The organism is Acinetobacter haemolyticus CIP 64.3 = MTCC 9819 (assembly GCF_000369065.1).
GTDB lineage: Bacteria > Pseudomonadota > Gammaproteobacteria > Pseudomonadales > Moraxellaceae > Acinetobacter > Acinetobacter haemolyticus.
On record NZ_KB849800.1, the window covers coordinates 239674 to 264365 of the forward strand.

At 40.6% G+C, this 24692-nt stretch carries 21 protein-coding genes; 16 read left to right on the forward strand and 5 right to left on the reverse strand.

All coding sequences use genetic code 11. The annotated features are described in order from the left end of the window. Nucleotides 1–189: 189 nt before the first annotated feature. Nucleotides 190–1239, reverse strand: coding sequence for an AraC family transcriptional regulator (locus F927_RS03870; RefSeq protein ID WP_005081615.1), 1050 nt, complete (start codon nt 1237–1239; stop codon nt 190–192). Nucleotides 1240–1349: 110 nt separating this feature from the next. Here F927_RS03870 and F927_RS03875 point away from each other — a divergent pair, with 110 nt between their 5' ends. The 10 genes from F927_RS03875 to F927_RS03920 all read left to right on the forward strand — a co-directional run bounded on the left by F927_RS03875 (nt 1350) and on the right by F927_RS03920 (nt 9963). Beyond that, on the forward strand, nt 1350–2153 hold the full coding sequence (locus F927_RS03875; RefSeq protein ID WP_005081617.1) for an SDR family NAD(P)-dependent oxidoreductase: 804 nt from the start codon (nt 1350–1352) through the stop codon (nt 2151–2153). Next, nucleotides 2150–2896, forward strand: coding sequence for an acetoacetate decarboxylase family protein (locus tag F927_RS03880; protein WP_005081618.1), 747 nt, complete (start codon nt 2150–2152; stop codon nt 2894–2896). The genes F927_RS03875 and F927_RS03880 overlap by 4 nt, the downstream gene beginning before the upstream one ends. 14 nt (nt 2897–2910) lie before the next feature. Next, nucleotides 2911–3774 carry a metal-dependent hydrolase gene (locus tag F927_RS03885; protein WP_005081620.1) on the forward strand — a complete coding sequence of 288 codons (864 nt, stop codon included), beginning with the start codon at nt 2911–2913 and terminating at the stop codon, nt 3772–3774. 33 nt (nt 3775–3807) lie between these two features. After that, on the forward strand, nt 3808–5040 hold the full coding sequence (locus F927_RS03890; RefSeq protein ID WP_005081623.1) for an NADH:flavin oxidoreductase/NADH oxidase family protein: 1233 nt from the start codon (nt 3808–3810) through the stop codon (nt 5038–5040). A 188-nt stretch (nt 5041–5228) separates the two neighbouring features. After that, the gene (locus tag F927_RS03895) at nt 5229–6092 is read left to right on the forward strand and encodes a metal-dependent hydrolase (RefSeq protein ID WP_005081628.1); all 864 of its coding nucleotides are present in this window, start codon (nt 5229–5231) and stop codon (nt 6090–6092) included. A gap of 38 nt (nt 6093–6130) precedes the next feature. After that, nucleotides 6131–6571 (forward strand): PaaI family thioesterase, encoded by a 441-nt coding sequence (locus F927_RS03900; protein ID WP_005081631.1) that lies wholly within the window; start codon nt 6131–6133, stop codon nt 6569–6571. A 98-nt stretch (nt 6572–6669) separates the two neighbouring features. Then, nucleotides 6670–7818, forward strand: a complete 1149-nt coding sequence (locus F927_RS03905; RefSeq protein ID WP_017394609.1) for a DUF6670 family protein — start codon at nt 6670–6672, stop codon at nt 7816–7818. Between the two features lie 42 nt (nt 7819–7860). Then, nucleotides 7861–8535 (forward strand): glutathione S-transferase family protein, encoded by a 675-nt coding sequence (locus F927_RS03910; protein ID WP_005081636.1) that lies wholly within the window; start codon nt 7861–7863, stop codon nt 8533–8535. Then, on the forward strand, nt 8532–9272 hold the full coding sequence (locus F927_RS03915; protein ID WP_005081639.1) for an SDR family NAD(P)-dependent oxidoreductase: 741 nt from the start codon (nt 8532–8534) through the stop codon (nt 9270–9272). Before F927_RS03910 ends, F927_RS03915 begins: the two co-directional genes overlap by 4 nt. 1 nt (nt 9273) lies before the next feature. Further along, nucleotides 9274–9963 carry a Rossmann-fold NAD(P)-binding domain-containing protein gene (locus tag F927_RS03920; RefSeq protein WP_005081642.1) on the forward strand — a complete coding sequence of 230 codons (690 nt, stop codon included), beginning with the start codon at nt 9274–9276 and terminating at the stop codon, nt 9961–9963. Between the two features lie 84 nt (nt 9964–10047). On the opposite strand, the gene exaC is transcribed toward F927_RS03920, so the two are convergent. Continuing rightward, nucleotides 10048–11559 carry an acetaldehyde dehydrogenase ExaC gene (exaC, locus tag F927_RS03925; protein ID WP_005081647.1) on the reverse strand — a complete coding sequence of 504 codons (1512 nt, stop codon included), beginning with the start codon at nt 11557–11559 and terminating at the stop codon, nt 10048–10050. 140 nt (nt 11560–11699) lie between these two features. Between exaC and F927_RS03930 the strand changes: the two genes are divergently transcribed. Beyond that, the gene (locus F927_RS03930; RefSeq protein ID WP_005081650.1) at nt 11700–12881 is read left to right on the forward strand and encodes a helix-turn-helix domain-containing protein; all 1182 of its coding nucleotides are present in this window, start codon (nt 11700–11702) and stop codon (nt 12879–12881) included. A gap of 230 nt (nt 12882–13111) precedes the next feature. On the opposite strand, the gene F927_RS03935 is transcribed toward F927_RS03930, so the two are convergent. Both F927_RS03935 and mdh read right to left on the reverse strand, forming a co-directional pair. Further along, a complete protein-coding gene (locus tag F927_RS03935) occupies nt 13112–14491 on the reverse strand; it encodes a metal-dependent hydrolase family protein (RefSeq protein WP_005081653.1) in 1380 nt (459 codons plus the stop codon). Nucleotides 14492–14841: 350 nt separating this feature from the next. Next, a complete protein-coding gene (gene mdh / locus F927_RS03940) occupies nt 14842–16014 on the reverse strand; it encodes an iron-dependent methanol dehydrogenase (protein WP_004638265.1) in 1173 nt (390 codons plus the stop codon). A 389-nt stretch (nt 16015–16403) separates the two neighbouring features. On the opposite strand from mdh, the gene F927_RS03945 reads away from it, so the two are divergent. Then, complete coding sequence (locus F927_RS03945; protein WP_005081655.1) at nt 16404–18869, forward strand: acyl-CoA dehydrogenase; 2466 nt, start codon at nt 16404–16406, stop codon at nt 18867–18869. A gap of 73 nt (nt 18870–18942) precedes the next feature. Here the strand turns inward: F927_RS03945 and F927_RS03950 are convergent, their stop codons facing one another. Next, entirely contained in the window at nt 18943–19365 is a 423-nt protein-coding gene (locus F927_RS03950; protein ID WP_004638267.1) for an Lrp/AsnC family transcriptional regulator, read from the reverse strand. A gap of 225 nt (nt 19366–19590) precedes the next feature. Here F927_RS03950 and F927_RS03955 point away from each other — a divergent pair, with 225 nt between their 5' ends. The 4 genes from F927_RS03955 (at nt 19591) to astD (ending at nt 24685) form a co-directional block, all read left to right on the forward strand. Beyond that, entirely contained in the window at nt 19591–20865 is a 1275-nt protein-coding gene (locus F927_RS03955) for a Glu/Leu/Phe/Val family dehydrogenase (protein ID WP_026057294.1), read from the forward strand. A gap of 80 nt (nt 20866–20945) precedes the next feature. Next, complete coding sequence (locus F927_RS03960) at nt 20946–22151, forward strand: aspartate aminotransferase family protein (protein WP_005081660.1); 1206 nt, start codon at nt 20946–20948, stop codon at nt 22149–22151. A 21-nt stretch (nt 22152–22172) separates the two neighbouring features. Continuing rightward, nucleotides 22173–23216, forward strand: coding sequence for an arginine N-succinyltransferase (astA, locus tag F927_RS03965; RefSeq protein ID WP_005081663.1), 1044 nt, complete (start codon nt 22173–22175; stop codon nt 23214–23216). Next, nucleotides 23216–24685: a succinylglutamate-semialdehyde dehydrogenase gene (astD, locus tag F927_RS03970; RefSeq protein WP_005081666.1), complete on the forward strand. Its 1470-nt coding sequence runs from the start codon at nt 23216–23218 to the stop codon at nt 24683–24685. The genes astA and astD overlap by 1 nt, the downstream gene beginning before the upstream one ends. The last annotated feature ends 7 nt before the right edge of the window (nt 24686–24692 follow it).

The following is a 24692-nucleotide window of genomic DNA, read 5'->3' on the forward strand; positions in this document are numbered from 1 at the left end:
AGCATAGATCATTAAAATTTAAATCTTAATTTCTAACCATCGAGCAAAATATGCGCTTATACCTCTATATTGTTCCTGTGTTTTATTTTTCAAGTCGCAATGCTAAATTTAGATTAGGTTTGTTGCTCAACATACAGGCTCGGTTGAGTTGATTTAAATTTATGTCTTCTCTAGTGGTTAGAAATGGCGTTATGGTGTTTGCTTCCGAAATTGAATAGGGGACATACCACTCCATTTTTTAAAGGCACGGGCAAAATTAGCAGGTTGGATATATCCTAAATACAGCGCAATTTCTTGTATTTCCATATCACTGCTCAGTAAAAGCCTTGTCGCTTCTTTATATTTTACTTCATCTAACAAACTGAGATAAGAAGCGCCAATCTCGTTGAGATGTCTTCTTAATGTCCGATTAGACATATGCAAACGTTGTGCAACCAAATCTAAAGATGGATAGCCTTTATGAGGTGTCAATACTAATTCTGCTCGGACGCGCAAAGCAATATCTTGAATTTGTGCTGAAAAGCGGATTTGTTCAGCTTCGCACTGGGCTAATGCCGATAGAAATGCACTTTGATCCGCCATTTTTGTAGGCAAATCTATGGTCTCAGAAGAATAACAAATTTGGTTTTTTGCTTGATTGAAACGTACTTTGGGTAATTGTGATAAAAAATCTTGATGATAAATAGGTTCAGACCAGTCAACCTGAAGTTCCACATTAGATAAATCATGTTCGGCTAAGGCTTGAGCTGTTTGAACAACACCGATCATCAAACATTCATAGAAAAAGCGTCTTAATATTTCAGCTTGTTCAGGATGTTGGCTGACAACAGGGTGGGTTTGTTGTATTTTAATAATTGATTTTTGGTTTTCTTCATAAAAATCAATTTTATAGTCTTTTAATCGCATATTAAAAAACTGGGTTGCAAGTTCTATGGCATTGCGCAATGACGAACTACTCATCAATGCATATCCCATTGGGCCATGTGCAGTCAGTCTAAGTTTTAATCCATATTCGTATCCTAACCCCAGATCTTTCGCCAGTGTCAGACTGACCCATGCCAGTTTTGACCATTGCATAGGTGTGATACGAGCATCTAATTGCTTGAGTAGCGTTACAGGTATTTTACTGAGATGCAAAATCTCGGATGCAGAAAATCCTTTTTCGACCATGATCTCGAGTAATAAATGGGCATAGGAGATAGGAATACTGGCTTTTGACAGTCCATAAGGATCTTTCATTTTTATTTATTCGTTGGCCGAAAATGATTAGTAGTATGTCTGAACTGCATCTCACGCTCAAGTTTTAGATCTTGGATACTCAGATTATTGTATTGATTTGAGTATTGCTAATGAGCTTACCTCGTCCATTAAAAGATTCTCCTGTAGTGATAACGGGTGCTTCATCTGGAATCGGTGAAGAACTTGCCAAGCAATTCGCAGCACGTGGTTATTCATTAATTTTAGTTGCAAGACGAGTGGATAAATTAGAGCTACTTGCTACGGCTTTGTGCGAGAAATATCAAGTAGAAGTCAACTTACGACCATGTGATCTAGCTGATCGTGAACAAAGAACTATCTTTCGAAAAGAATTAGAAAAAATGGATATTTCCATTCTCTGTAATAACGCAGGGTTTGCCACTTTTGGTCGATTGCATGAATTGGATGCTGATCGTGAACGAGAGGAAACCGAGGTGAATGTCGTTGCCGTACAGGATTTAACATTGGCTGTACTTCCTCACATGATTCAACGCCGAAGTGGGGCGATTCTGATTGTTGGTTCTACCTCAGGCCATCAACCAACGCCTGCAAATGCAACGTATGCAGCGACAAAAGCCTTTGCAAATTCATTTGCTGAATCTTTACATAGCGAGTTAAACGGAACAGGTGTGACTTGTACATTGTTAGCTCCGGGTCCCACGATCACAGGGTTCAATGAGGTTGCAGGTATCTCAAACATTGATGGTATAGGCGGAAGTCTAGTATGGGTGACAGCAGAGCGTGTTGCCAAAGAAGCGATTCAAGGGATGGCATGTAATCGAAGAATTGTGATTCCGGGATTGATTGCCCAAGCACAAACTTTGGGAGGCCGATATACGCCACGCATCATTTTATTACCGATATTAAAACAATTATTTTCGAGGTTAAAAGCATGAGACAACTAATCCATGATTTGAGTACACCGATTGGTTTGGCAAACCTCGGCAAAAAACTCTATCACAATGCCCAATACCTGACGGCTGTCGTGGAAGTTGATCAAAAGAAAATGGCACGCTGGCTGCCATCAGGGGTGAAATTGGCACAACCTGCCAGAGCAGATTTGTTCTGTGCTTACTTTCCAGAAAATGTATATACAGGGGCTTACCATGAAGCAGGTTTATTCGTACATATTCAGGTGGGTAATAAAATAGGCATTTTTTGCCCGTGGATGATTTTGAATGATGATCGCGCCATGATTATCGGACGTGAGCTATTGGGTTATCCCAAAAAAATAGGCGAAATTGCTTGGGAAAATGATGGCACTCGTATTCTCGCAAAAGCCTCTCGTCGTGGTACGACACTCATTGAAATGAATGCAAAGCTTGGAGATGTTATTGCTCATGCGCCACCGATTTTAGGCTTGCCTCATCGTAATATCACGGGCGGTTTGGGTTTGGCATTACCTAGAGAAGTTCGATTCACACCTAAAGAGCATCCGATTGAGGTACGCCGAGTCGAAATGAAGTTACGCTATACAGGTACAGAGCACGATCCGTTGCATGAAATGGGCTTGGGTGAGGTCGTTGACGCACGTATTCACCGTTGCGATTTATCTGGTGATTTAATTCCACCAATTCAAATTCCACGTTTTAGAACACCACTTTTTCTGATGCGTCAGTTTAATCCACGTGTTTTATAGAGTGAGGATCAGCGATGTTTACAAATACGATCAATCCTAGAGGCTTAAAACCAACGCCTCAGCAGATTTCGGCAAGTATCGACTTTCCAGTTAGGCGTTTAGATTTAACTTTCTCAGATGAAATTCCAGAGTTTTGGTTTGCAAACAATGCATTTTTAACCTGCTTTTTAGCGGCTTTGTCCAGTGCTTTTCCAGATGGAGAGCGGCAATTCATTCATAGTGTACGTAACTATCAATCGCAGATCGAAGATCCAATTTTATCAAAACAGGTCAGGGCATTTATTGGTCAGGAAGCACATCACGGCAAAGAGCATGATCAGTTAAATGATTTGATGCGAAAACGTGGTTATCCGATTGATCGAATTTATAAGCGTTTCAAGAAAATGAATAAGATGATGCAACAGACTTTTAGTCATTCACATCAATTGGCTTCAACCGTTTGTATGGAACATCTCACTGCAATAATGGCGGATTACTTCATCAGTAAAAATACTCTAGATTTAGATAAATTTGATACGTGTTTACGCAAAATTTGGGCATGGCATGCCATTGAGGAAACTGAGCACAAAGCAGTGGCTTTTGATGTTTATCAATCCTTGGTCAATCGTCCTTATTTTTTAAGATTGGTCATGCTGGAAACTACATTTTTCTTTATGTTCATTACCAGTAGGGGCACGCTAGAGTTATTGAAGCATTCTGGACAAAGCACAAATTTGAAAAATTGGAATGTAGGTTTACGTTTTTTATTTGGGCGAAACGGACTTGTACGTCAAATCAGCCAAGATTATTTCGATTTTTTTGCGCTCGACTTCCATCCATGGCAACACGATAACCGAGTGATGGCTGAACAGTTAAAACGCAAATATCAAATTATTTAAGCTTAGTCATCATTTTATAAATAGGTCTATTCGATGAAAAAATCACAAACGCAAACGCTTAGCCCTTTGCAACAACCACTTAAATTGGCGTGTGGTATCAGCATTCCAAACCGAATTGCAAAATCAGCGATGAGTGAACAGTTGGCTGATCGACATGGTTCGCCAACCATTGACCTGCAACAACTTTATGCTGCATGGGCGAGAGGTGGTACAGGGCTGTTAATCACAGGCAATGTCATGATCGATCATCGTGCCTTTGTTGAACCCAGAAATGTTGTCCTCGAAGATGAAAAATTCTTACAGGCAAATAGATTGTGGGCACAAGCTGCACAGGCGAATGGCAGCAAGATCATTATGCAAATTAATCATCCTGGTCGAGTTGCCGTTTTACCCTTGCTAAAAAAACCGATTGCACCTTCCGCAGTTGGCTTGGATTTACCCATGATGAGGCTGCTTCGTATGCCGCGTGCAATGAGTGAAACAGAAATTTTGGAGCAGATTCAACGTTTTGCCAATACCGCTGCATTAGCAATAAAAGCAGGTTTTGATGGCGTGCAAATCCATGCCGCACATGGCTACTTGTTATCACAATTTTTATCACCTTTATCCAACGTTCGTACTGATCAATGGGGTGGAAATCCTGAAAACAGACGACGAATGTTAATTGAAACTGTTCGCGCTGTGCGAGCTGCAATTGGTAAAAATAAAATCTTAAGTGTCAAATTAAACTCGGCTGATTTTCAAAAAGGCGGTTTGACTCAAGAGGAATCATTACAAATCGCCTTGGCATTAGAGGCAGAAGCAATTGATTTACTCGAAGTTTCAGGAGGTAACTACGAATCGCCTGCGCAGCTTGGTTATGCACCAGAACGCCAAGCACAAAGAGATGCCTACTTTCTTGACTATGCAACTGCATTACGTAAAAACAGTCAATTGCCTTTGATGCTCACAGGAGGGTTACGTGATGCTGACCTGATGAATCGGATTGTGGCTGAAGGGACGGTGGATTTGATTGGTTTGGCACGACCATTTGCGTTGCAACCCGATTTAGCCAAACAACTGTTGGCAGGAACGTCTGTAAAAGAACCAGCAATAATTCCCCATCTTGGCTATAAACCTGTAGATGCATATCTACAACTGGCTTGGCATGCGGCTCAATTTCGCCGTATTAGCAGTGGTCAGCAACCCAAAGCCATTAAGGGATTAATTAAAACCTTGATTGCGTTTGGCCCACGTATGGGATGGAATATATTGACACAGGATTAGTGGATCGGTGCTTTATTACAAAAGCTTTTAGTCTTTTATCTTTTGAGGAATGAGACTGTCATTTCAGGACAAGTTGCTTGTTTAAGATATGAACGACATTGACAAGATCACACTACGTAGCTATTTTGCCTTATAAGTTCTTTTTTGGAACTTGTTGAATTTAGCTAAAACTGTTGAGGTGAACAGCAATGTCGTCAGTGTTGAAAGAAAAATCAAAGCAAAAAACACCTGCATCATTTCCAGTACGTCGAATGGACTATGAATTTCAGGATATGCCTAAATATTGGTGTAATAATGAGCCAACTTTTACTCATTATTTCACTGGCTTGTCTACCTTATTTCCAGAAGGTGAGTCTTATTTCGTCCGTTCTGTTCGGGCTTTAAGAGCTCAGGTTAAAAATAATGAGCAGCTTGATCGTGATATTGGAGCTTTCATTGGTCAGGAGGCGATGCATTCTAAAGAACATCACGCCTTTCATCAGAGCGCCCAGCAGTATGGTTTAGATCCAGAGTCATTAGAAAAAATGACAGGTATTGTTCTAAAAGCGATTGAACGTACTTTTCCTAAAAAGTGGAACTTGTTGGTCACAGTTGGTCTTGAACATTACACCGCAGTTTTGGTGGTGGAAATGATGAAAGATGTGAACGAATTAATGACAGATGAAACCATACGCAATTTATGGTTATGGCATAGTGTCGAAGAAACTGAACATAAAGCAGTAGCCTATGATATGTATCAATATTTATATGGTAAAGGATTAGCCGCTTATCTTCCTCGTATTGCTATTTTCACCTTTAGTTTAGCCATGATTACGGTGATGTCGTCGCTATATCAGGTGGTGCTTTTAAAACGTGACCGTCAATTATTTAATTTAAATTCTTGGCGTAAATTTATGCAGCACGGTAAAGAAAAATATAAAGTTTTTATTCCAAAGTTTTTAGATTATTACCGCTTTGATTTTCATCCGAATGATACGGATGAATCTGAAATCGTGGCGCAAACCAAAATAAAAATTGGTCTGTCTCCAGAACAATCGACCTTTATTCATTAAACAATATTTTTAGTTTTTTCATCAGATAGGGAACAGGTATGAATCCATCAAATATGACTGGTTTAGAACTTATGCAAGCATTTCAACAAGGCTTAGTGCCAGCTCCAGGTATTGCGAAAACCATGGGGATGGACGGTGTTGGAGAAGTTGAGTTTGGTCGCATTGTTTTTATTGCGACTGCAGATGAACGTCATACCAATCCACTAGGTGGTGTGCATGGTGGCTTCGCTGCGACTGTATTGGACTCGGTCACTGGATGTGCAACACATACTGTGCTTGCAGCAGGTGAAGGATACGGCACGACTGATTTAGCGATCAAAATGTGCCGTCCGATGCCCTTTAATAAAAGGTTGATTGCTGAAGGTAAGGTCATCAATGTCGGAAAGAATTTGGTGATTTCAGAAGGTTATCTTCGTGATGAAGAAGGCAAACTGTATGCCCATGCAACAGCGACGAATATGATTATTCGTCAAAAATAATCAATCAAAAAAGAAGGTGTAAAAACCTTCTTTTTTCAATTTTAGCAATGTAATTGTTCGAAGAGAAATAAAGCGTTTTTGATGAATTGAGAATAAAAATGATGTCTAAACAAATTCAATCAGATGTTCCCGTTACGATCACAGGGCGAATGCTGCCAAATAGTCGTAAAATTAATCATGGGCTTAAAGATCATGCCATCGGTTTATTGACAAAGGGTGTCGGGCGCATCATGGGTGTTGCTCGTCCGAATCAAAATATTCCGTATCCGAGTCCAGATTTTTATCAAGCCATTAATAATCCTTTTCCATTTAAAGGCACTCATTTTGGCATCATGATTGCTGATTTGCCTGCACCACATTACTTTTTAAGTTTTGCTTCGATTCTTGGCATGCTTGGAATAAAAGTGGTGGATGCTGATGCTTATGTTGACCCCAAAGACGGACCACTTAATACAGCGGTTTTGGTTCATGGTACTGCGCTAGCAAATAAAAATGCTTTTTCGAGCTATTCGACTCAGCACGATATGCAATTCGATCCACAACATAATTTAATTAGATTTGGTGAGAATGCAGAAATATCTGGACAGTATCCTCATTTTCGATTACGGAGTCGTAGGGAGGATTTTGCTGTTGATTTAAAGCTTACAGCCACAGGTGCAAATTCTTGGTTTGCTCACAGCGCGATTTACCAGCACATGAGCCTGTTGATGAATTATGAGGGTGAAATTACCTATCAGGATCAGACGCAAAAGGTATCAGGTTTAGCCACGTGGGAACATTGGAAAGCACCTTCATTGGCTTATCCATTGAATAAAACCATTCCAAAATGCTTGAAGATCCCAGCAGATTTTTTTACTTATCAAGTTTTGACGATTGATGCAACCACACAGCTCTTGTTGGGTTACGTCACTATTTTAGACCATTCAGTTGCAGCATTTGCGATGTTAAGACAAGCAGATGGAACAGCAGTTCATTTAGATGCAGACGTACATTTTGAAGTCTTGAGTTTACAAGCCGAAGCCACGCAGGGGCAAGATGGCAGTTTAATGAGTTTGCCTGAAACATTTAGATGGCAAGTCATCGATAAGCATAAAAACTTACTTTTCGATATCTATGCTACTGTCGATACGCCAATGCTTTTTGGTCTAGCGACGGGCTATGTTGGTGGATATCACTGGCATGGTAGTAGATCAGGAGTTGCTACGCAGGGGCGTGGTTATATTGAGTATATTGATCGGCGTGACTAATCTGATCGTGATTAAAACATCAAGTCAAAGGAAAGAAAAATAATGGTTACTTTACATCAGTGGGAAATTTCACCTTTTTGTCAAAAAGTAGCAAGAATGTTGAAATTTAAAGGGATTGAATTTGAAACCATCAATTATAACGGTGTTTTGGGGGCTAAGGTTCCAATGTTGAGTAAGGTCGGGAAAGTACCTGTACTGGATATTAATGGACAGCGGATTCAAGACAGTACCCGTATCGCACGTTATTTGGATGACACTTATCCTGACTTCCCACGTCTTTATCCGCTAGATCCGATACAAAAAGCTTATGCTGAGTTGTGGGAAGACTGGGCAGATGAATTATTGTATTTCTATGAGATCCACTTTCGAGTGAGTGATGCTGATGCTTTAGATCATGCTGTAGCAATCAGTGCGCAAGGTCGTCCGAAGCATGAAGTGATTTTGATGAAACCCTTATTGAAGTCCGCACTCAGTTTTCAACTGAAAATGCAAGGTACCGGACGTATGGCAAAAGCCGATATTGAAGCAGAGTTTATTCGTCATTTAGAACGTATAGAACTGGTACTGAGTGCTACGGGTTGGTTAGTCGGGGAGCAAAAAACAGTGGCCGACATTGCAGTTGCTTCACAGCTTTTAGAGATTGTCCGAACCAGTAAAGTGTGGGGAGCAAAAATTAACAGCTATTCAAATATTTCTGCTTGGATCAAACAGATATGAGTACCCGAGTCGCTGTTGTCGTTGGAGTCGGGGCAGAGCAAGGGATTGGGGCTGCTATATCACGACGTTTTGCTCAATCGGGGTTAAAGGTTTATGTGGTAGGACGAACGCTCAATAAATTACAAGTAGTGACTCAAACGATTGCTGAGCAAGGTGGGAGTGCTGTCGCTTATTGTTTAGATGCAGAAAATGATCAACAGATTCAATCTTTATTCGATATGATCATTGCAAATAATGAACTGCTAGAAGTTGTTGCTCATAATGTAGGTGGCAATATTCCATCCTTGTTTTTAAAAACGCAGTTGTCCTTTTTCTCAAAAATGTGGCGCTCGACTTTCTTATCTGCTTATTTGGTTTCGCAGTCTTGTTTGAAGATTTTTGAACAGCAACAAAAAGGAACTCTGATTTTCACAGGTGCGAGTGCATCAATGCGTGGTAAACCGTTTTTCGCTGCTTTTACCATGGGTAAATCAGCATTACGTGCTTATGCACTTAATTTAGCAAGCCTGTATAAGTCGAAAAATATACATATTGCGCATGTAATCGTAGATGGCATGGTCGATGGCGATCGGGTCAATAAAGCCTTATTTGGACTTGGACGTTTAGCAAGATTAACGCGTGGTACAGGCGGATTAAATATCGAGGCAATTGCAGATAATTATTTAATGTTATATCAGCAGAGCAATGATTTATGGACACATGAATTAGATTTACGTCCGTATCAGGAGCGCTTCTAAGATGAATAAGTTAGGACGATTATTTAAATCATCACAAAATGCTCAACCCTGTATGGTAGTCTTTGGTGAAAATATTGAGTTGTTGAGCCAAGCCTTTATCAATCTTGATTCAGATCATCCACTGCATATTTTTCAAGTGACACATGATCCATCTCAGCACGATTTAAAAATTATCAGTTCTGAAAATCAAAGCACTATTATTCGATTGAATGTCTTGCTGAGTGGCTCATTAAAAAGTTTAGTCAAATGTATTCAACAACAGGGCTATAAGATTGAATTATGTATTATCCAGCCGAAGTTTGGGTGTACTGATCATATCAATACTGTATCTTCTGAAATGATTGAAAACTATTGGCAAGTTACAGGTCTAAATGCAGTCAGTATTTCGCAAGCTATGATTGCAAACATGCTTAAACAGCAACATGGAACAGTGATTTTCCTTGGTGCAAGATCAATGGGTGCGGAAAAGAAAGCAGATTTATTGACGATGAGTATGTTTGCCAGTATTCGAGCCTTATCACAGTCGTTGGCAAGAGAGTTTCATCCTAAAGGAATTCATGTGGCTTACTGCACATTAGAAAAATGGGATGATCAGGATCAAAAGTTGATGCAATCGATTGCTCAAGTGTGTTGGCATCTACATCAACAGCCGAAATCAACTTGGTCACAGGAACTCAGTTTGACCAGTTAATTGGCGGCGAAAATTATAATTGACCTATGAAAAGAGCAAATGTGAAATAACATTTGCTCTTTTTTTGAGGAATGAAATGGATAATTAGAAGAATCCAGCAGGTTTGGTTGAGTAGCTCACCAAAAGATTCTTGGTTTGTTGATAATGATCTAACATCATGCGGTGGTTTTCACGACCAATGCCTGATTTTTTATATCCACCAAATGCCGCATGTGCAGGATAAATATGATAGCAGTTGGTCCATACACGACCTGCTTCTACCGCGCGACCTGCACGATATGATGTATGCGCAGAACGAGCCCAAACACCTGCACCCAGACCATAGATAGTTTCATTTGCGATTTGAATCGCTTCATCAAAGTCTTTAAATGTCGTTACTGACAGCACAGGACCAAAAATTTCTTCTTGGAAAATTTGCATGCTGTTATGACCTTTAAACACTGTTGGTTCGATATAGAAACCTTCACCAACTTCTTGTCTCGCACTACCGCCGGTCAGTAGTTCAGCACCTTCTTCACGCCCTGTACTGATGCAGCGTAAAATTTTCTCTTGTTGTTCTAGCGAAGCTTGAGCACCAATCATGGTTTCAGTATCTAAAGGATGTCCTACCTTGATTCGCTTGACGCGCTCAATGGCTTTTTCTAAAAATGCATCTGCAATGCTTTCTTGAACCAAGGCACGAGATGGGCAGGTACATACTTCACCTTGGTTTAGGGCAAACATGGCAAAGCCTTCAAGCGCTTTATCCAAGAAATCATCTTCTTTATCCATAATATCTTCAAAGAAAATATTCGGAGATTTACCACCCAGTTCGAGCGTTACGGGAATAATATTTTCTGTCGCATATTGCATAATCAACTGTCCAACTTGGGTTGAACCCGTAAATGCAATTTTAGCGATACGAGGACTGGTTGCGAGAGGACGACCGACTTCAGCACCATAGCCATTGATGACGTTCAACACACCTGCTGGTAAAAGATCTTGAATCAGTTCGAGAACCAATAAAATTCCAACTGGAGTTTGTTCAGCCGGTTTTAAAACCACGCAATTTCCTGCCGCAAGCGCAGGAGCAAGTTTCCAAGCTGCCATCAAAATCGGGAAGTTCCATGGGATAATTTGACCGACCACACCCAACGGCTCATGGAAATGATAGGCAATAGTATCTTCATCAATTTCTGAAATGCCGCCTTCTTGTGCGCGGATACACCCTGCAAAGTAACGGAAATGGTCAATTGCCAATGGAATATCCGCTGCTAAGGTTTCACGAACAGGTTTTCCATTGTCCCAAGTCTCTGCCACCGCAAGCATTTCAAGGTTTGCTTCCATGCGATCAGCAATTTTAAGTAAGATATTTGAACGGAATGTTGGAGAGCTTTTATTCCATTCTGCTTTAGCTTTGTGTGCTGCATCTAGTGCCAGTTCAATGTCTTCGACAGAAGAGCGGGGTATCTTTGTAAACACTTTGCCATCGACAGGCGAAACGTTATCGAAGTATTCTCCTCTAGTAGGAGCGACCCATTGACCACCAATGAAATTTTCATACTGTGGTTTAAACTGGACTTTTGAATTAGGTTGATTCGGATCGATGTAACGCATATAAATATTCCTTTGCTTATAATTGATCTTAAGCATCTACAGCTTTGGTATAAGGTACTTTTGTACGCTATTTCACTAGGATAGATCGGTGAAGGTTGGAGAAAGGTTGGAAACCATGCTCAAGTGTGAGGGATACACAAATGTTTACAAAACAAGAGCTAATACGGCAAAGACAGTCTATTGATCAGTTAAAGCAACAAAATAGTTTGTCTCCCCAAAGCGCTGAGAAACTAGAGCAGAGTATTGCGAGTTCTTGGCAGCGATCTGTATCGTCTTCAATTCCAAAAGAGCGCCTTGCAGCACCTTTACTCAATCAAAATAAGAAAAATTCAAGTAGTTTGGATAAGGCTTTAAATGCTTGTGCTAACGAGTTAAGTCATATTGCAGCGCAGTCATCGATGGTGATCGCTGTGGGGGATGTTGGAAGTACCATTATATGGACAGCTTCAAGTACGCAAATGCAAAGTGCTGCTGAAAAGGTACATTTTATCGCGGGTGGGCAGTGGGCAGAGGAGGTCGTCGGTACCAATGCCTTAGCGTTATCACTTAAAACGCAACAATCCAGCTGTGTGTTTTCAAATGAACACTATATGGAGTCGATTCATGATTGGGTTTGTTATGCCGCACCGATCATTGATCCGTATTCTAAGCAAGTCTTAGGCGTAGTGGATTTATCGACTACATGGAAAAAGCACAATAGTTTAGGCGTATTAGCTGTCGAACGTTGCGCCTCGATTATTCAAACGGCACTGATCGAACAGCAACGACAACATTTATACATTCGTGCTTTTTCTACACCGCAGATTTTCTTTAATGGTAAATCACTGGTGCTTACGCCACGCCAAATTGAGATTTTGGCAATATTGGTATTGTGTCCAAATGGCTTAAATCTAGAAAAATTGCATCAAGCTTTATATGGTGAACGTAAAGTGAGTATCGGCACTTTAAAAGCTGAAATGTCGCAACTGAGAGATATCTTAGGTGGAATGCTGGGTTCAAGACCATATCGTTTATTGGCAGATGTAGAAGCAGATTTTCTTTTAGCTGAACAAGCACTTGATTCTGGATATGTGGCTTCTGCATTACAGTTATATAAAGGTGTTTTTCTCGCTAAAACTGAAAGCCCATTTTTATGTGCATGGCGAGATTGCTTAGAGTCGCGTTTGAGTGATGCGATTTTTAAAACCACAGAAACGGATTTACTATTGAAGCATGTGGCTCATTTTCCTGAAGCAATCGACGCAGTTGAGCGTCTGATGGAATTATTACCTGCTGAGCATCCTGCACATCAATCACTGACTAAATTTAGAGATATGCCTTAAATATTGGTTTTCATAAATTAATATCGAGGCGATTATATGCTTTTAAATAAGGATGGATAAATATAACTCAAAGCATTTATTTCGCTTTGCTCGTCTTGAAATGAGAATGAATAGTAGACTGTTTATATTCCATAGTGCTTTAAAATAGGTATCACGAAAAAAACTCAATGTTTTGCTATCTAAATAGCGAGAACAAAGACTGGTGTTCTCGCTATTTTTAATCGATCAAATCAAAATGAGCTTTCTATAGTATTTTTATATATTTTACCGTCTTTCATAATGATCTTAAAATTGTTTTCAGGGTCTTCTACTAATCGAATATTCTCTAGTGGATTACCATTGACGAGTATTAAATCAGCATATGCACCCTCTGATATTTCTCCCAATTTTCCATCTTGATAAGGATTCCTTTTGCCACTTAGATATAAGAGTTGAGCATTGTCATAAGTTGCCATTTTTAAGACTTGATATGGGGAGAACCATCTTGTCATTTTAGCGAGTTGCTTGCCTTGCTTTACCGCCAAAGAAGGATCGAATAGACAATCTGTTCCCCATGCTAATTTCACATTATATTTTTTCGCAAGATTGTAGGCATTATCAGTGCCTTTCGTCATTTCAAGTTGTTTTTTTCTATTTGCCGATCCTTCAGGAAAAGGAATCGCTTCCTCATCATCTAAAAAGGGTTGTAGACTCCACCAAACCCCTTTTTCAGCCATCAGTTTGGCAGTTTTGTCATCGATCAGTTGCCCATGTTCAATAGATTTTACACCTGCGTTGATCGCTGTTCTAATCGCATGAGGCGTATAAGCATGAACAGTTACATAGGTTCCCCAATTTGAAGCAGCATCTACAGCAGCTTTGAACTCTGCTTCGGTGTATTGGCTGACATCCAAAGGATCATAATTAGAGGAGACACCTCCACCAGCCATGAGCTTTAATTGGGTCGCACCCTGACGTAATTGTTCACGGGAACGGATGAGAACTTGATCTGCACCATCAGCGATTACAGCCATACCATTTCGTTCTTGATATGAAAGTTCTCCTATTTTTCGAGGAACGTCAGTAGGGAATCCAAAATCACCATGTCCACCAGTTTGAGAAATAAAAGCACCACTCGCAAAAACTCGAGGACCATTAACCAAGCCGTGATCTATCGCTTTTGCCAAAGAGAGTGCACCACCACCCATATCTCGTACGGTAGTAAAACCTCGTAATAATTGCTTTTCGGCAGCGTGTGCAGCAAATAAATTGATGAATGCATAATCAGACAAGATCGCTTGTTGTTGAGGAATACTTTCAAACATGAGGTGAGCATGGTTATCAATTAATCCTGGAATTAAATATTGACCTTTTCCATCTATAATTTTTGTAGAACCACTCTTATTTGTCATGATGGGTGTGTTACTAATTTTTTTGATTAAATTACCTTCTATTAATACATTGCCTTTAACGATTTTATTATCCTTACCGTTGAAAATATTAACATTATTGATTAATACAACGGTTTTGACCTCATTCGCAAAAGCGGTATTACTTATCAATGCAAAAACCATCAACCAAAGGATTGTTTTCATCTCTTTAAACTTGTTGAAAAATAACATGATATTCATTGGCTTTTACTGCTCTAATAATTGGAAGTTTAAAGATAACATGGCTGATTATATTTAATAAATAGGCCTTTGATAGTCATAGGATTTATTATGTAATAAGCTGTGAATTATATTTATATCTTTGGATTGTCCTAGTGTCTTATGCACTTAACTTTTCAATTTTATTTGGAATAATGGGTTGCCGTAGAGTTTAGACATCAGCAAGAAATATTGATATGAGTTGTTAAGTTGATGCTTATTCTAATTCAACGAGTATTGAAATAAAAAAAGGGAATATCTTTGCAGAGATATTCCCAAAAAAGTAAGCCTGTCGTCGGAGTGCTTTGGCTTACTTTTGAGAGGAAATAAATTTAAAGTGCAGCTTTGAAAATCTCAACCACTTGAGCGTGGGTGGCTTTACGAGGATTGGTTAACATACAGGCATCTTTTTGTGCATTTTCTGCCATGATGGCAAGATCTTCGGTTTTCACACCAAGTTCGGTTAAGCCAGAAGGAATACCAATCGAAGCGGATAGTTCTCGAATCGCATCTATTGCGGCGTATGCTGCTTCCGTTTCAGTAAAACCTTCCGTGTTGATCCCCATCAATTCTGCAATTTTTGCATAACGATCTTGGCAAGCAATCAGGTTGAATTCGCAAACATGGGGTAAAAGCACCGCATTACATACGCCGTGTGGAAGATTATAGAAACCACCTAGTTGATGTGCCATTGCATGCACATAACCGAGAGAAGCATTGTTAAACGCCATACCCGCTAAATATTGTGCATAACTCATCGCATCACGCGCTTCAATATTTTCACCATTGGCAACAGCAGGGCGTAACCATTGACTAATCATACTAATCGCTTTTTCTGCACAAGCATCAGTAATCGGATTTGCAGCGGTAGAAACATAAGCCTCGACGGCGTGGGTTAATGCATCCATCCCAGTTGCAGCAGTTAAACCTGCAGGTTTAGCGACCATGAGTTTAGGATCATCAATCGCGATCAGCGGCGTACAGCGCCAATCAACGATTGCCATTTTGACATGGGTGTCAGTATTGGTAATGATACAGAAACGGGTCATTTCAGAGGCTGTTCCTGCTGTAGTATTGATTGCGATGAGTGGTGTCATTGGCACGGTACTTTTATCAATACCTTCATAATCACGAATATGCCCACCGCCAGCGGTGACTAAGCCGATGCCTTTGGCGCAATCATGTGAAGAGCCGCCGCCGAGAGAAACAATAAAATCACAACCATTGTCGTTATATGCTTGTACACCATTGTGAACATTGATATCGGTTGGGTTTGGTTCAGCACCTGCAAAGATATGGCTATCAACACCAGCATTTTTTAAATATTCTGAAATAGTTGCCGCCACACCAAATTTAAATAATCCTTCGTCGGTGACAATGAGTGCTTTTTTAGCACCAAGATTTTGAGCTTTGATTCCAATTTCTTTGGCACAGCCAGGTCCAAAAAGTGAGACGCAAGGGATATAAAAACCGTTAGTTTGATCTGCAATATTCTTAAAAGCCATGGAGCGATTCCTTCTTCCATAATCCATTGTTTGTTATGCAGTGATTTCATCACTGTAGGCTTAGTATGCAGGGGGTGAAAATTTTTCCTACCTACCAAATACCTACCAAACGATGTCAGATAGTAGAATCATGATTTGATTATGAAAGTTTTAAAAAAAGATATGATTTTGGAATGAATCGCACTCAAAGTTAATGATTATGCAACAAAGCCTTTCATCTCTATGCGGTTATGTAATATTTAGTAGTTTATCCTGAAAATAAAAAAACGCACTGTACAATCAAAATTCACTCTTTTTTCACACTTAACTTAATACGTTAAAAAATATAGTAAAGCATAAATATTTAATCACATTTCTTCTTAATTCAAGTTGAAGGCAAAGGAGTAACCATGACTCTATTATTGATATTGCTTAGCTTGTTGATTCAGTTTGCTGTGTTGTGGGCTGTATTTTATTTCAAACTAAATCAAACAATCGGTAGTCTCGTTTCTGTTGCAGTTGCAGTCATCTGTGCTGTGTTTATTACACCGTGGAGTTTATTGGTTGGTATACCGATTATTCTAATGAGTATCGTGATATTAATTCCTGCACTACGTGAAGCACTGATTAGTCGCCCCGCATTTAATCTTCTCTCCAATGCGATGCCAAGTATGAGTACGACGGAAAGAGAAGCGTTAGAAGCAGGTACCAGTTGGTGGGAAAAAGAGCTATTTATGGGGGAGCCTGATTGGGAGAAATTTGATCAATATCCTTATCCAAAGCTTTCAACTGAAGAACAATCTTTTTTAGACAATGAAGTTGAGCAACTGTGTTCAATGCTAGATGAATGGCAAATTCATCATCACCAAAAAGATTTGCCGCCAGAAGTTTGGCAGTTTATTAAAGATAAAGGGTTTCTTGGTTTAATTATTCCAAGAACATTTGGTGGTAAAGAGTTTTCCGCTTTTGCGCAAAGTCGCATTATGAGTAAGATTGCGTCACGATCTTTAACCGCAGCAGTAAGCTGTATGGTCCCTAACTCTTTGGGTCCGGGCGAGTTGTTGTTGCACTACGGAACCACTGAACAGAAACAGCGTTATTTGCCGGGCTTAGCTGACGGTACAGAAGTGCCTTGTTTTGGTTTAACCAGTCCTGAAGCGGGTTCTGACGCAGGTGCAATTCCAGATACAGGTATCGTGTGTTATGGAAACCATGATGGTAAAGAAGTCCTTGGTTTAAAAATGAATTTTTCTAAACGCTGGATTACTTTGGCTCCTATAGCAACCGTGATTGGTCTGGCATTTAAGCTCTACGATCCAGATGGCTTGTTGGGAGATAAAAACAAAGTTGAATATGGAATTACGTGTGCCTTAATTCCGTCCAGCCATGAAGGAATTAAAATCGGGGCAAGACATCATCCCGGTGCCCCTTTTATGAATGGTACGGTTGAAGGGACTGATATCTTTATCCCGATTGACTGGATTATTGGTGGTCAAGAGAATGCTGGTAAAGGCTGGCGTATGTTGATGGAGTGTCTCGGTGTTGGACGCGGCATTTCACTGCCTGCATTAGCGACGGCTGCAGGGGAGATGGGTTATCTTTTAGTGGGTGCTTTTGCGAGTATCCGACAACAATTTAAAATCTCCGTTGGGCATTTTGAGGGTGTACAAGAAGCGACCAGTGATATTGCCAGTGATGCTTATATGCTGGAATCATTTAGATATCTAGTGACATGTGGACTCAATCAGGGTGGAACGCCAGCAGTAATGACTGCCATGGCGAAGTATTACGCTACGGAAACCATGAGAAAAGTGATTAATCATGGTATGGATGTGGTCGGTGGTCGTGCAATTCAGCATGGACCACGTAACTTCCTTGCGTTGACCTATCAGTCTATTCCAGTGGCTATCACGGTTGAAGGTGCCAATATTTTGACACGTTCATTGATGATTTTTGGTCAAGGTTCGATGAGATGTCATCCATACTTGTTTGAAGAATTGCAATTGTTGCAATCAGAAGATAAAGCGGCGGCACTTAAACAATTTAGTCCATTGTTGTTTAAGCATTTGGCTTATACCTTTAATCGTGGTGCCAAAGCGGTGGCATTTGCTATCACGGGAGGATCTCGTGAAGGCTCTAAGCAAGCTGACGATTTTTCAAAACCGTATTATGCGGTGATCAATCGAATGAGTGCTGATTTTGCACTGACCGCAGATATGGCATTGGGTATTTTAGCTGGTGATTTGAAACGTAAAGAAATGCTTTCTGGACGCTTGGCGGATATCCACTCGCATCTATTTATTGCGACAGCGATTTTAAAATACTATGAAAATGGTCAACGTACAGCGTCTGATCAAAAACATGCTGAATTGGCATTGAATAAAGCCTTGTTTAATGCACAGGAAGCATTTTTCGGATTCTATGATAACTTCCCAATGAAAATTGCCGCGAAGTTGGTGAAATTGGTATGTTTCCCATTTGGTCGCCCAATTGCTAAACCATCTGATCAGTTGAAGCAGGACGTGGCTCAATTGCTGTTACAGGAAACGCCATTTAGAGCAGAGCTGAAAAAACATGTGTATTACAACATGAATGAAAGCGACGTGATGGGGCGTATGGAGTCTACTTTCCAAATGTTGTTAGCAATACAACCGCTTTGGAATAAGTTTAAAAAAGCAGAATCCAAAGATCAGTTTAAAGGGCTGTCATTTGAGGAGCATATTGCAGATGCCGTTGCTGTCGGTTTTATTAATACCACAGAGGCAGAACAGTTGTTGAAATACAATGCTAAACGTTATGACAGTATGCTGACGGATGTTTTTGATGAACATTTAGAAAAGGATCTACCCTTAGAAAATCCACATTTAAAAACTTAGTCTAAATTAACATTGGAGCTACCAAGCCGTTTGATGCCATATCGTATCAAGCGGCTTTTCACTTGATAGGGACTTAAGTTTTATATGTAGAAAGTAAAATACTGGTTTCACTATTGTAAATCCCTGAAATATTGCGGATACGTTCAAGTGCCTTATCGAAGTTGATTAAACTGTCAGATTCTAACTCCACCAAAATGTCCCATTTACCATTGGTGGTATGTAAGCGTTCAACGGCGGATTCTAAACGTAGTTCACGAATCACAGCTTGGGCTTTAGTGCCTTCGACCATAATGCTCATCCATGCTCGAATCACATTCCTTTCAGCATTTGGGCGAAAACGGATGGTATAGCCCGTAATCACACCAGTAGATTCCATGTATTCAATACGTTTTTGTACAGTTGCTCGTGAGACACGTGCTTTAGCCGCCAAGTCGGTAATAGACATACGCGCATTGTCTTTTAGTAATCCTAGAATAATATGATCTATATTGTTCATTTTGATATTTTCTATGTACAAATTGATAAAAATTAATTCATTTTAATCATTAAAAGCAATTTTGTGAATCAATTTGATTCTTAATAATAATCAGTATATGAAGCCCAAAACATTTTTGACGTGATGTGGCTGCGCAGAATGTGCATCAGGGATGACAGGGCAGGAAACCCTAAATAAAAAGGGAATCTGTAAAAAAACAGGGATAATTGATTAATTAAGGAACAGATGATGTCTTTATCATATACGGATCAAAATAGCGGTGCTTGGCAAACTTATCTCACTCAAATTGATCGAGTGGCGCCATATCTTGACGCAGACCTAAGCAATTTTATTAATACGTTGAAAACGCCTAAGCGTACATTAATCGTTGATGTTCCTATTGTCATGGATGATGGTTCGATCCGTCATTTCGAAGGTTATCGTGTTCAACACAATTTATCTCGTGGTCCGGGCAAAGGTGGTATCCGTTATCATCAAGACGTTGAACTCAATGAAGTCATGGCCTTATCTGCATGGATGACCATTAAAACTGCCGTACTTAATCTCCCATTCGGCGGTGCGAAAGGAGGTATCCGTGTCAATCCAAAAGAATTGTCCCCGCGTGAGTTAGAGCGTTTAACTCGCCGTTTTACCAGTGAAATCAGTCCAATCATTGGTCCTCAAATTGATATTCCAGCGCCAGATGTTGGTACCAATGCCAACATTATGGGGTGGATGATGGACACCTATTCAAGTATTAAAGGTCATACAGTTACAGGTGTAGTGACGGGCAAACCTGTGCATTTAGGTGGTTCTCTAGGTCGTGTACGTGCGACAGGTCGTGGTGTATTTGTGACTGGTTTAGAAGTTGCAAAGCGTATTGGCTTAACCATTGAATGCAGCAAAGTTGCTGTACAAGGCTTTGGTAATGTGGGTAATGAAGCCGCTTATTTATTTAGTCATGCAGGCGCAAAAGTGGTGTGTGTACAAGACCATACAGGCACGATTTTTAATGCAGGTGGCTTAAATGTAAAAGCATTACAAAAGCATGTCACTGAGCATGGTGGTGTCATGGGATTTGCTGAGGCAACGATCATTTCGAATGATGAGTTCTGGGATGTCGATATGGACATTCTGATTCCTGCGGCATTAGAAGGCCAGATTACAGTTGAGCGTGCTCAGAAACTAAAAGCCAAAATCGTACTGGAAGGTGCCAATGGTCCAACCTATCCAGAAGCAGATGATGTGTTCATCACACGAAATATTGTCGTGGTCCCAGATGTGATTTGTAACGCTGGTGGTGTGACCGTCAGTTATTTCGAATGGGTTCAAGACATGGCGAGTTATTTCTGGACCGAAGATGAAATTAATGAACGCCTCGATAAATTAATGATTCAAGCAACGGCAGATGTTTGGGAAATCGCACAGCATAAGGCATGTAGTTTACGTACTGCTGCTTATATTTTGGCATGTGAGCGTATTTTAAAAGCGCGTAAAGAGCGCGGTATTTTCCCAGGTTAATAAATTTAGTACATCAGCTTAAAACTGGGCTGTGATATTTAAAAACAGCCCAATGATCAAACAGGAAGTGAGTAAATAAAATGAGTAATGTCACAATTACACGTAGCAACTTTAATGACTGGATGGTTCCGGTTTTTGCACCAGCAAATTTCATTTTAGTGCGTGGTGAAGGCTCTCGTCTGTGGGATCAAAATGATAAAGAATATGTTGATTTTGCAGGTGGAATTGCCGTCAATGCATTAGGACATGCACATCCTGTTGCAGTCAACGCCTTAACTGAACAAGCACAGAAGCTTTGGCATATTGGCAATGGCTATACCAATGAACCGGTTTTGCGTCTTGCTAAACAACTGGTGGATAGTACCTTTGCAGATAAAGTATTTTTCTGTAACTCGGGTGCAGAAGCGAATGAAGCCGCATTAAAACTGGCTCGAAAAATTGGTTTACTCAGTGGCAATCCTAACAAAAAGAATATCGTTGCATTTAAAAATGCTTTTCACGGTCGTACCTTATTTACGGTTACGGCAGGCGGTCAACCGAAATATTCACAAGATTTTGCGCCATTGCCTGAAGGGATTGAACATACGGCATTCAATGATTTAGAAGCTGCGAAAGCAGTGATTAATGAAAATACCTGTGCGGTGATTGTTGAACCAATCCAAGGTGAGGGTGGTGTTGTTCCTGCTGATCTTGAGTTCTTAAAAGGTCTACGTACGCTGTGTGATGAAAAAGGTGCAGTGCTGATTTTTGATGAAGTACAAACTGGTGTTGGTCGTACAGGTTCGCTCTACGCTTATATGAATACAGGGGTAACGCCAGATATTTTAACCACCGCAAAAGCATTGGGTGGTGGTTTCCCAATTGGTGCCATGATTACAACAGATAAATACGCCAATATGTATGCGGTGGGTGATCACGGTACAACCTATGGTGGTAATCCATTGGCCTGTGCTGTTGCTGGTGCTGTATTTGAGTTCATCAATACGCCTGAAGTCCTAGAGGGCGTGAAACAACGTCATCAATATTTCGTAGATGCATTAAATAAATTGAATGCTGAATATGATTTGTTCAAGGAAATTCGTGGTCAAGGCTTATTGATTGGTTGCGTTCTTAAAGATGAATATGCAGGCAAAGCAAAAAACATCGTCACCTTGGCAGGTGAAGAAGGTCTTTTAGCACTCGTCGCTGGTGCAGATGTGGTGCGTTTTACGCCGTCGTTGATTATCTCTCAGGAAGATATTGATGAAGGTTTAAGTCGTTTTGCTCGTGCTTTAGCACGTCTTTAATCCATTTGAGAGCATCTAACTATGATGATTGTTAGACATGCAGCGCATCGGGACTTAGATGATATTTATCGTTTAGCGCAACGAGCAGGAGAGACAGGCATTGGTCTGACCTCCTTACCTCGAAATAAAGAAATCTTGGCTGAACGTATTACACGAACAGCCAATACCTTGGCTGGCTTAGCTGAGAAGTCAGACGAGAGCTATTTATTTGTACTTGAGGACACCAGTCTACAAAAAATTGTGGGGGTGAGTGCGATTGAAGTTGCGGTGGGTTTAAACGAACCATTCTATAACTTCCGTGTGGCAACACAGGTGCATGCTTCGAAAACCTTAAATGTATATAAGGCCTTAGACACGCTCTTTTTAAGTAATGATCATACGGGTTGTAGTGAGCTGTGTACGTTATTCCTTGATCCTGATTATCGAAAAAATCAAAACGGTAAGTTTCTTTCTAAGGTTCGTTTTCTATTTATTGCCGCATTTCAGTCACATTTTAAAGCAAGATTGATTGCGGAGATGCGTGGTTATTCTGATCAAAATGGATATTCACCATTTTGGAATGCTTTGGGATATCACTTCTTTAATATGGATTTTGCGACTGCAGATTATTTGAGTGGCATTGGACAAAAAGTTTTTATTGCTGAGTTAATGCCAAGATTTCCAGTGTATGTGGATTTATTACCGGCTGAAGCTCGTGCAGTCATTGCGGAAGTTCATCCTCAAACCCTTCCTGCTGCGAAAGTATTGATGTCAGAAGGGCTTCAATATCAAGGCTATGTCGATATTTTTGATGCGGGGCCAACCTTAGAGGCCAATACTGCCGATCTACGTGCAGTCAAAGAAAGTCGTTTACTCACAGTCAAAATCACTGAGCAAATTGAAACGACTGATACACACTATTTGGTCGCAAATGACCAATACAAAAATTACTGCGTGTTGTTGATCAATAACAAAGTCTGTGATGGCGATACCTTAATGATCACATCTGCACAAGCTCAAGTACTCCATGTTAGCGAACAGGACGAAGTACGAGTTTTAGCATTAGATAAAATGGAGAATCACTAATGTCACAAGGTGCATTATTAATCAATGGTGCTTGGGTACAGGGAAAAGGTGCAAGCTTTATTAAAACCAATCCTGTGAGCAATCAACAGATTTGGGCGGGTCACGAAGCCAATGTTGTTGATGTTGATACAGCGTGTGCGGCAGCAAGAGACGCTTTCCCTGCATGGGCACGACTTGGATTAGAGCAACGCATTGCTATTATTGAACGTTTTGCAAGTTTACTTGAACAAAATAAAAATCAACTGGCTCAAGTGATTAGTCAAGAAACCAGTAAACCACTTTGGGAAACCTTGACTGAAGTCCAATCGATGATTGGGAAAGTCGCGATTTCAATTCGTGCTTATCATCAACGTACGGGTTTTAGTGAAACTGAAATGCCAGATGGCATCGCATCATTGCGTCATCGCCCTCATGGGGTACTCGCTGTATTTGGTCCCTATAATTTCCCCGGGCATCTACCGAATGGTCATATCGTGCCTGCATTAATTGCGGGTAATACGGTGGTATTTAAGCCAAGTGAACTTACGCCATGGACAGCAGAAGAAACTGCAAAATTGTGGCAACAGGCTGGATTACCAAAGGGTGTGCTCAACCTCGTACAAGGTGGTCGCGCTACAGGTGAGGCATTAGCTGCTGCTGAGCAAATTGACGGTTTACTGTTTACAGGTAGCGCCAACACAGGCTATCACTTGCATAAACAAATGGCAGGTGCACCTGAAAAAATTCTAGCCCTTGAGATGGGCGGAAATAATGCCTTAATCATTGATGAAGCAACGGATATTGATGCAGTGGTGAATCTAGCCATTCAATCTGCTTTCGTGTCTGCGGGACAGCGTTGTACCTGTGCACGCCGCATTATTGTAAAACATGGTGCCAATGGTGATGCATTCATTCAACGTTTTGTTGAAGTCGCAAAAAACTTAGTGATCGGTGCTTGGGATGCAGAACCACAACCATTTATGGGTGGGGTAATCTCAGCGCATGCAGCAGATCAGATGATGGCAGCACAAAGCAAACTGATTGCTTTGGGAGCAAAGCCATTACTTGAAATGATCCGTCCTCAAGCTGACATTTCATTACTTACCGCTGGCATCTTAGATGTGAGCGAGGTAAATGCAATCCCAGATGATGAATACTTTGGTCCATTGACAACGATCTATCGTTATCACGATTTTGATGAAGCACTCAAAATAGCGAATAACACACGTTTTGGTTTGGCTGTTGGTTTGGTTTCACCTGATCGAGAGTTATTTGATCGTGTGCTGATCGAAGCACGCGCTGGCATCGTGAACTGGAATAAACCATTAACGGGTGCTTCTAGTGCTGCACCATTTGGCGGTGTTGGTGCATCTGGTAACCATCGTGCAAGTGCATTTTATGCAGCAGATTATAGTGCGTGGCCGATGGCTTCACTGGAAAGTGATCATGTCACACTACCTTCAAAATTATCACCGGGCATTGTGCTCTAAGTTCAAT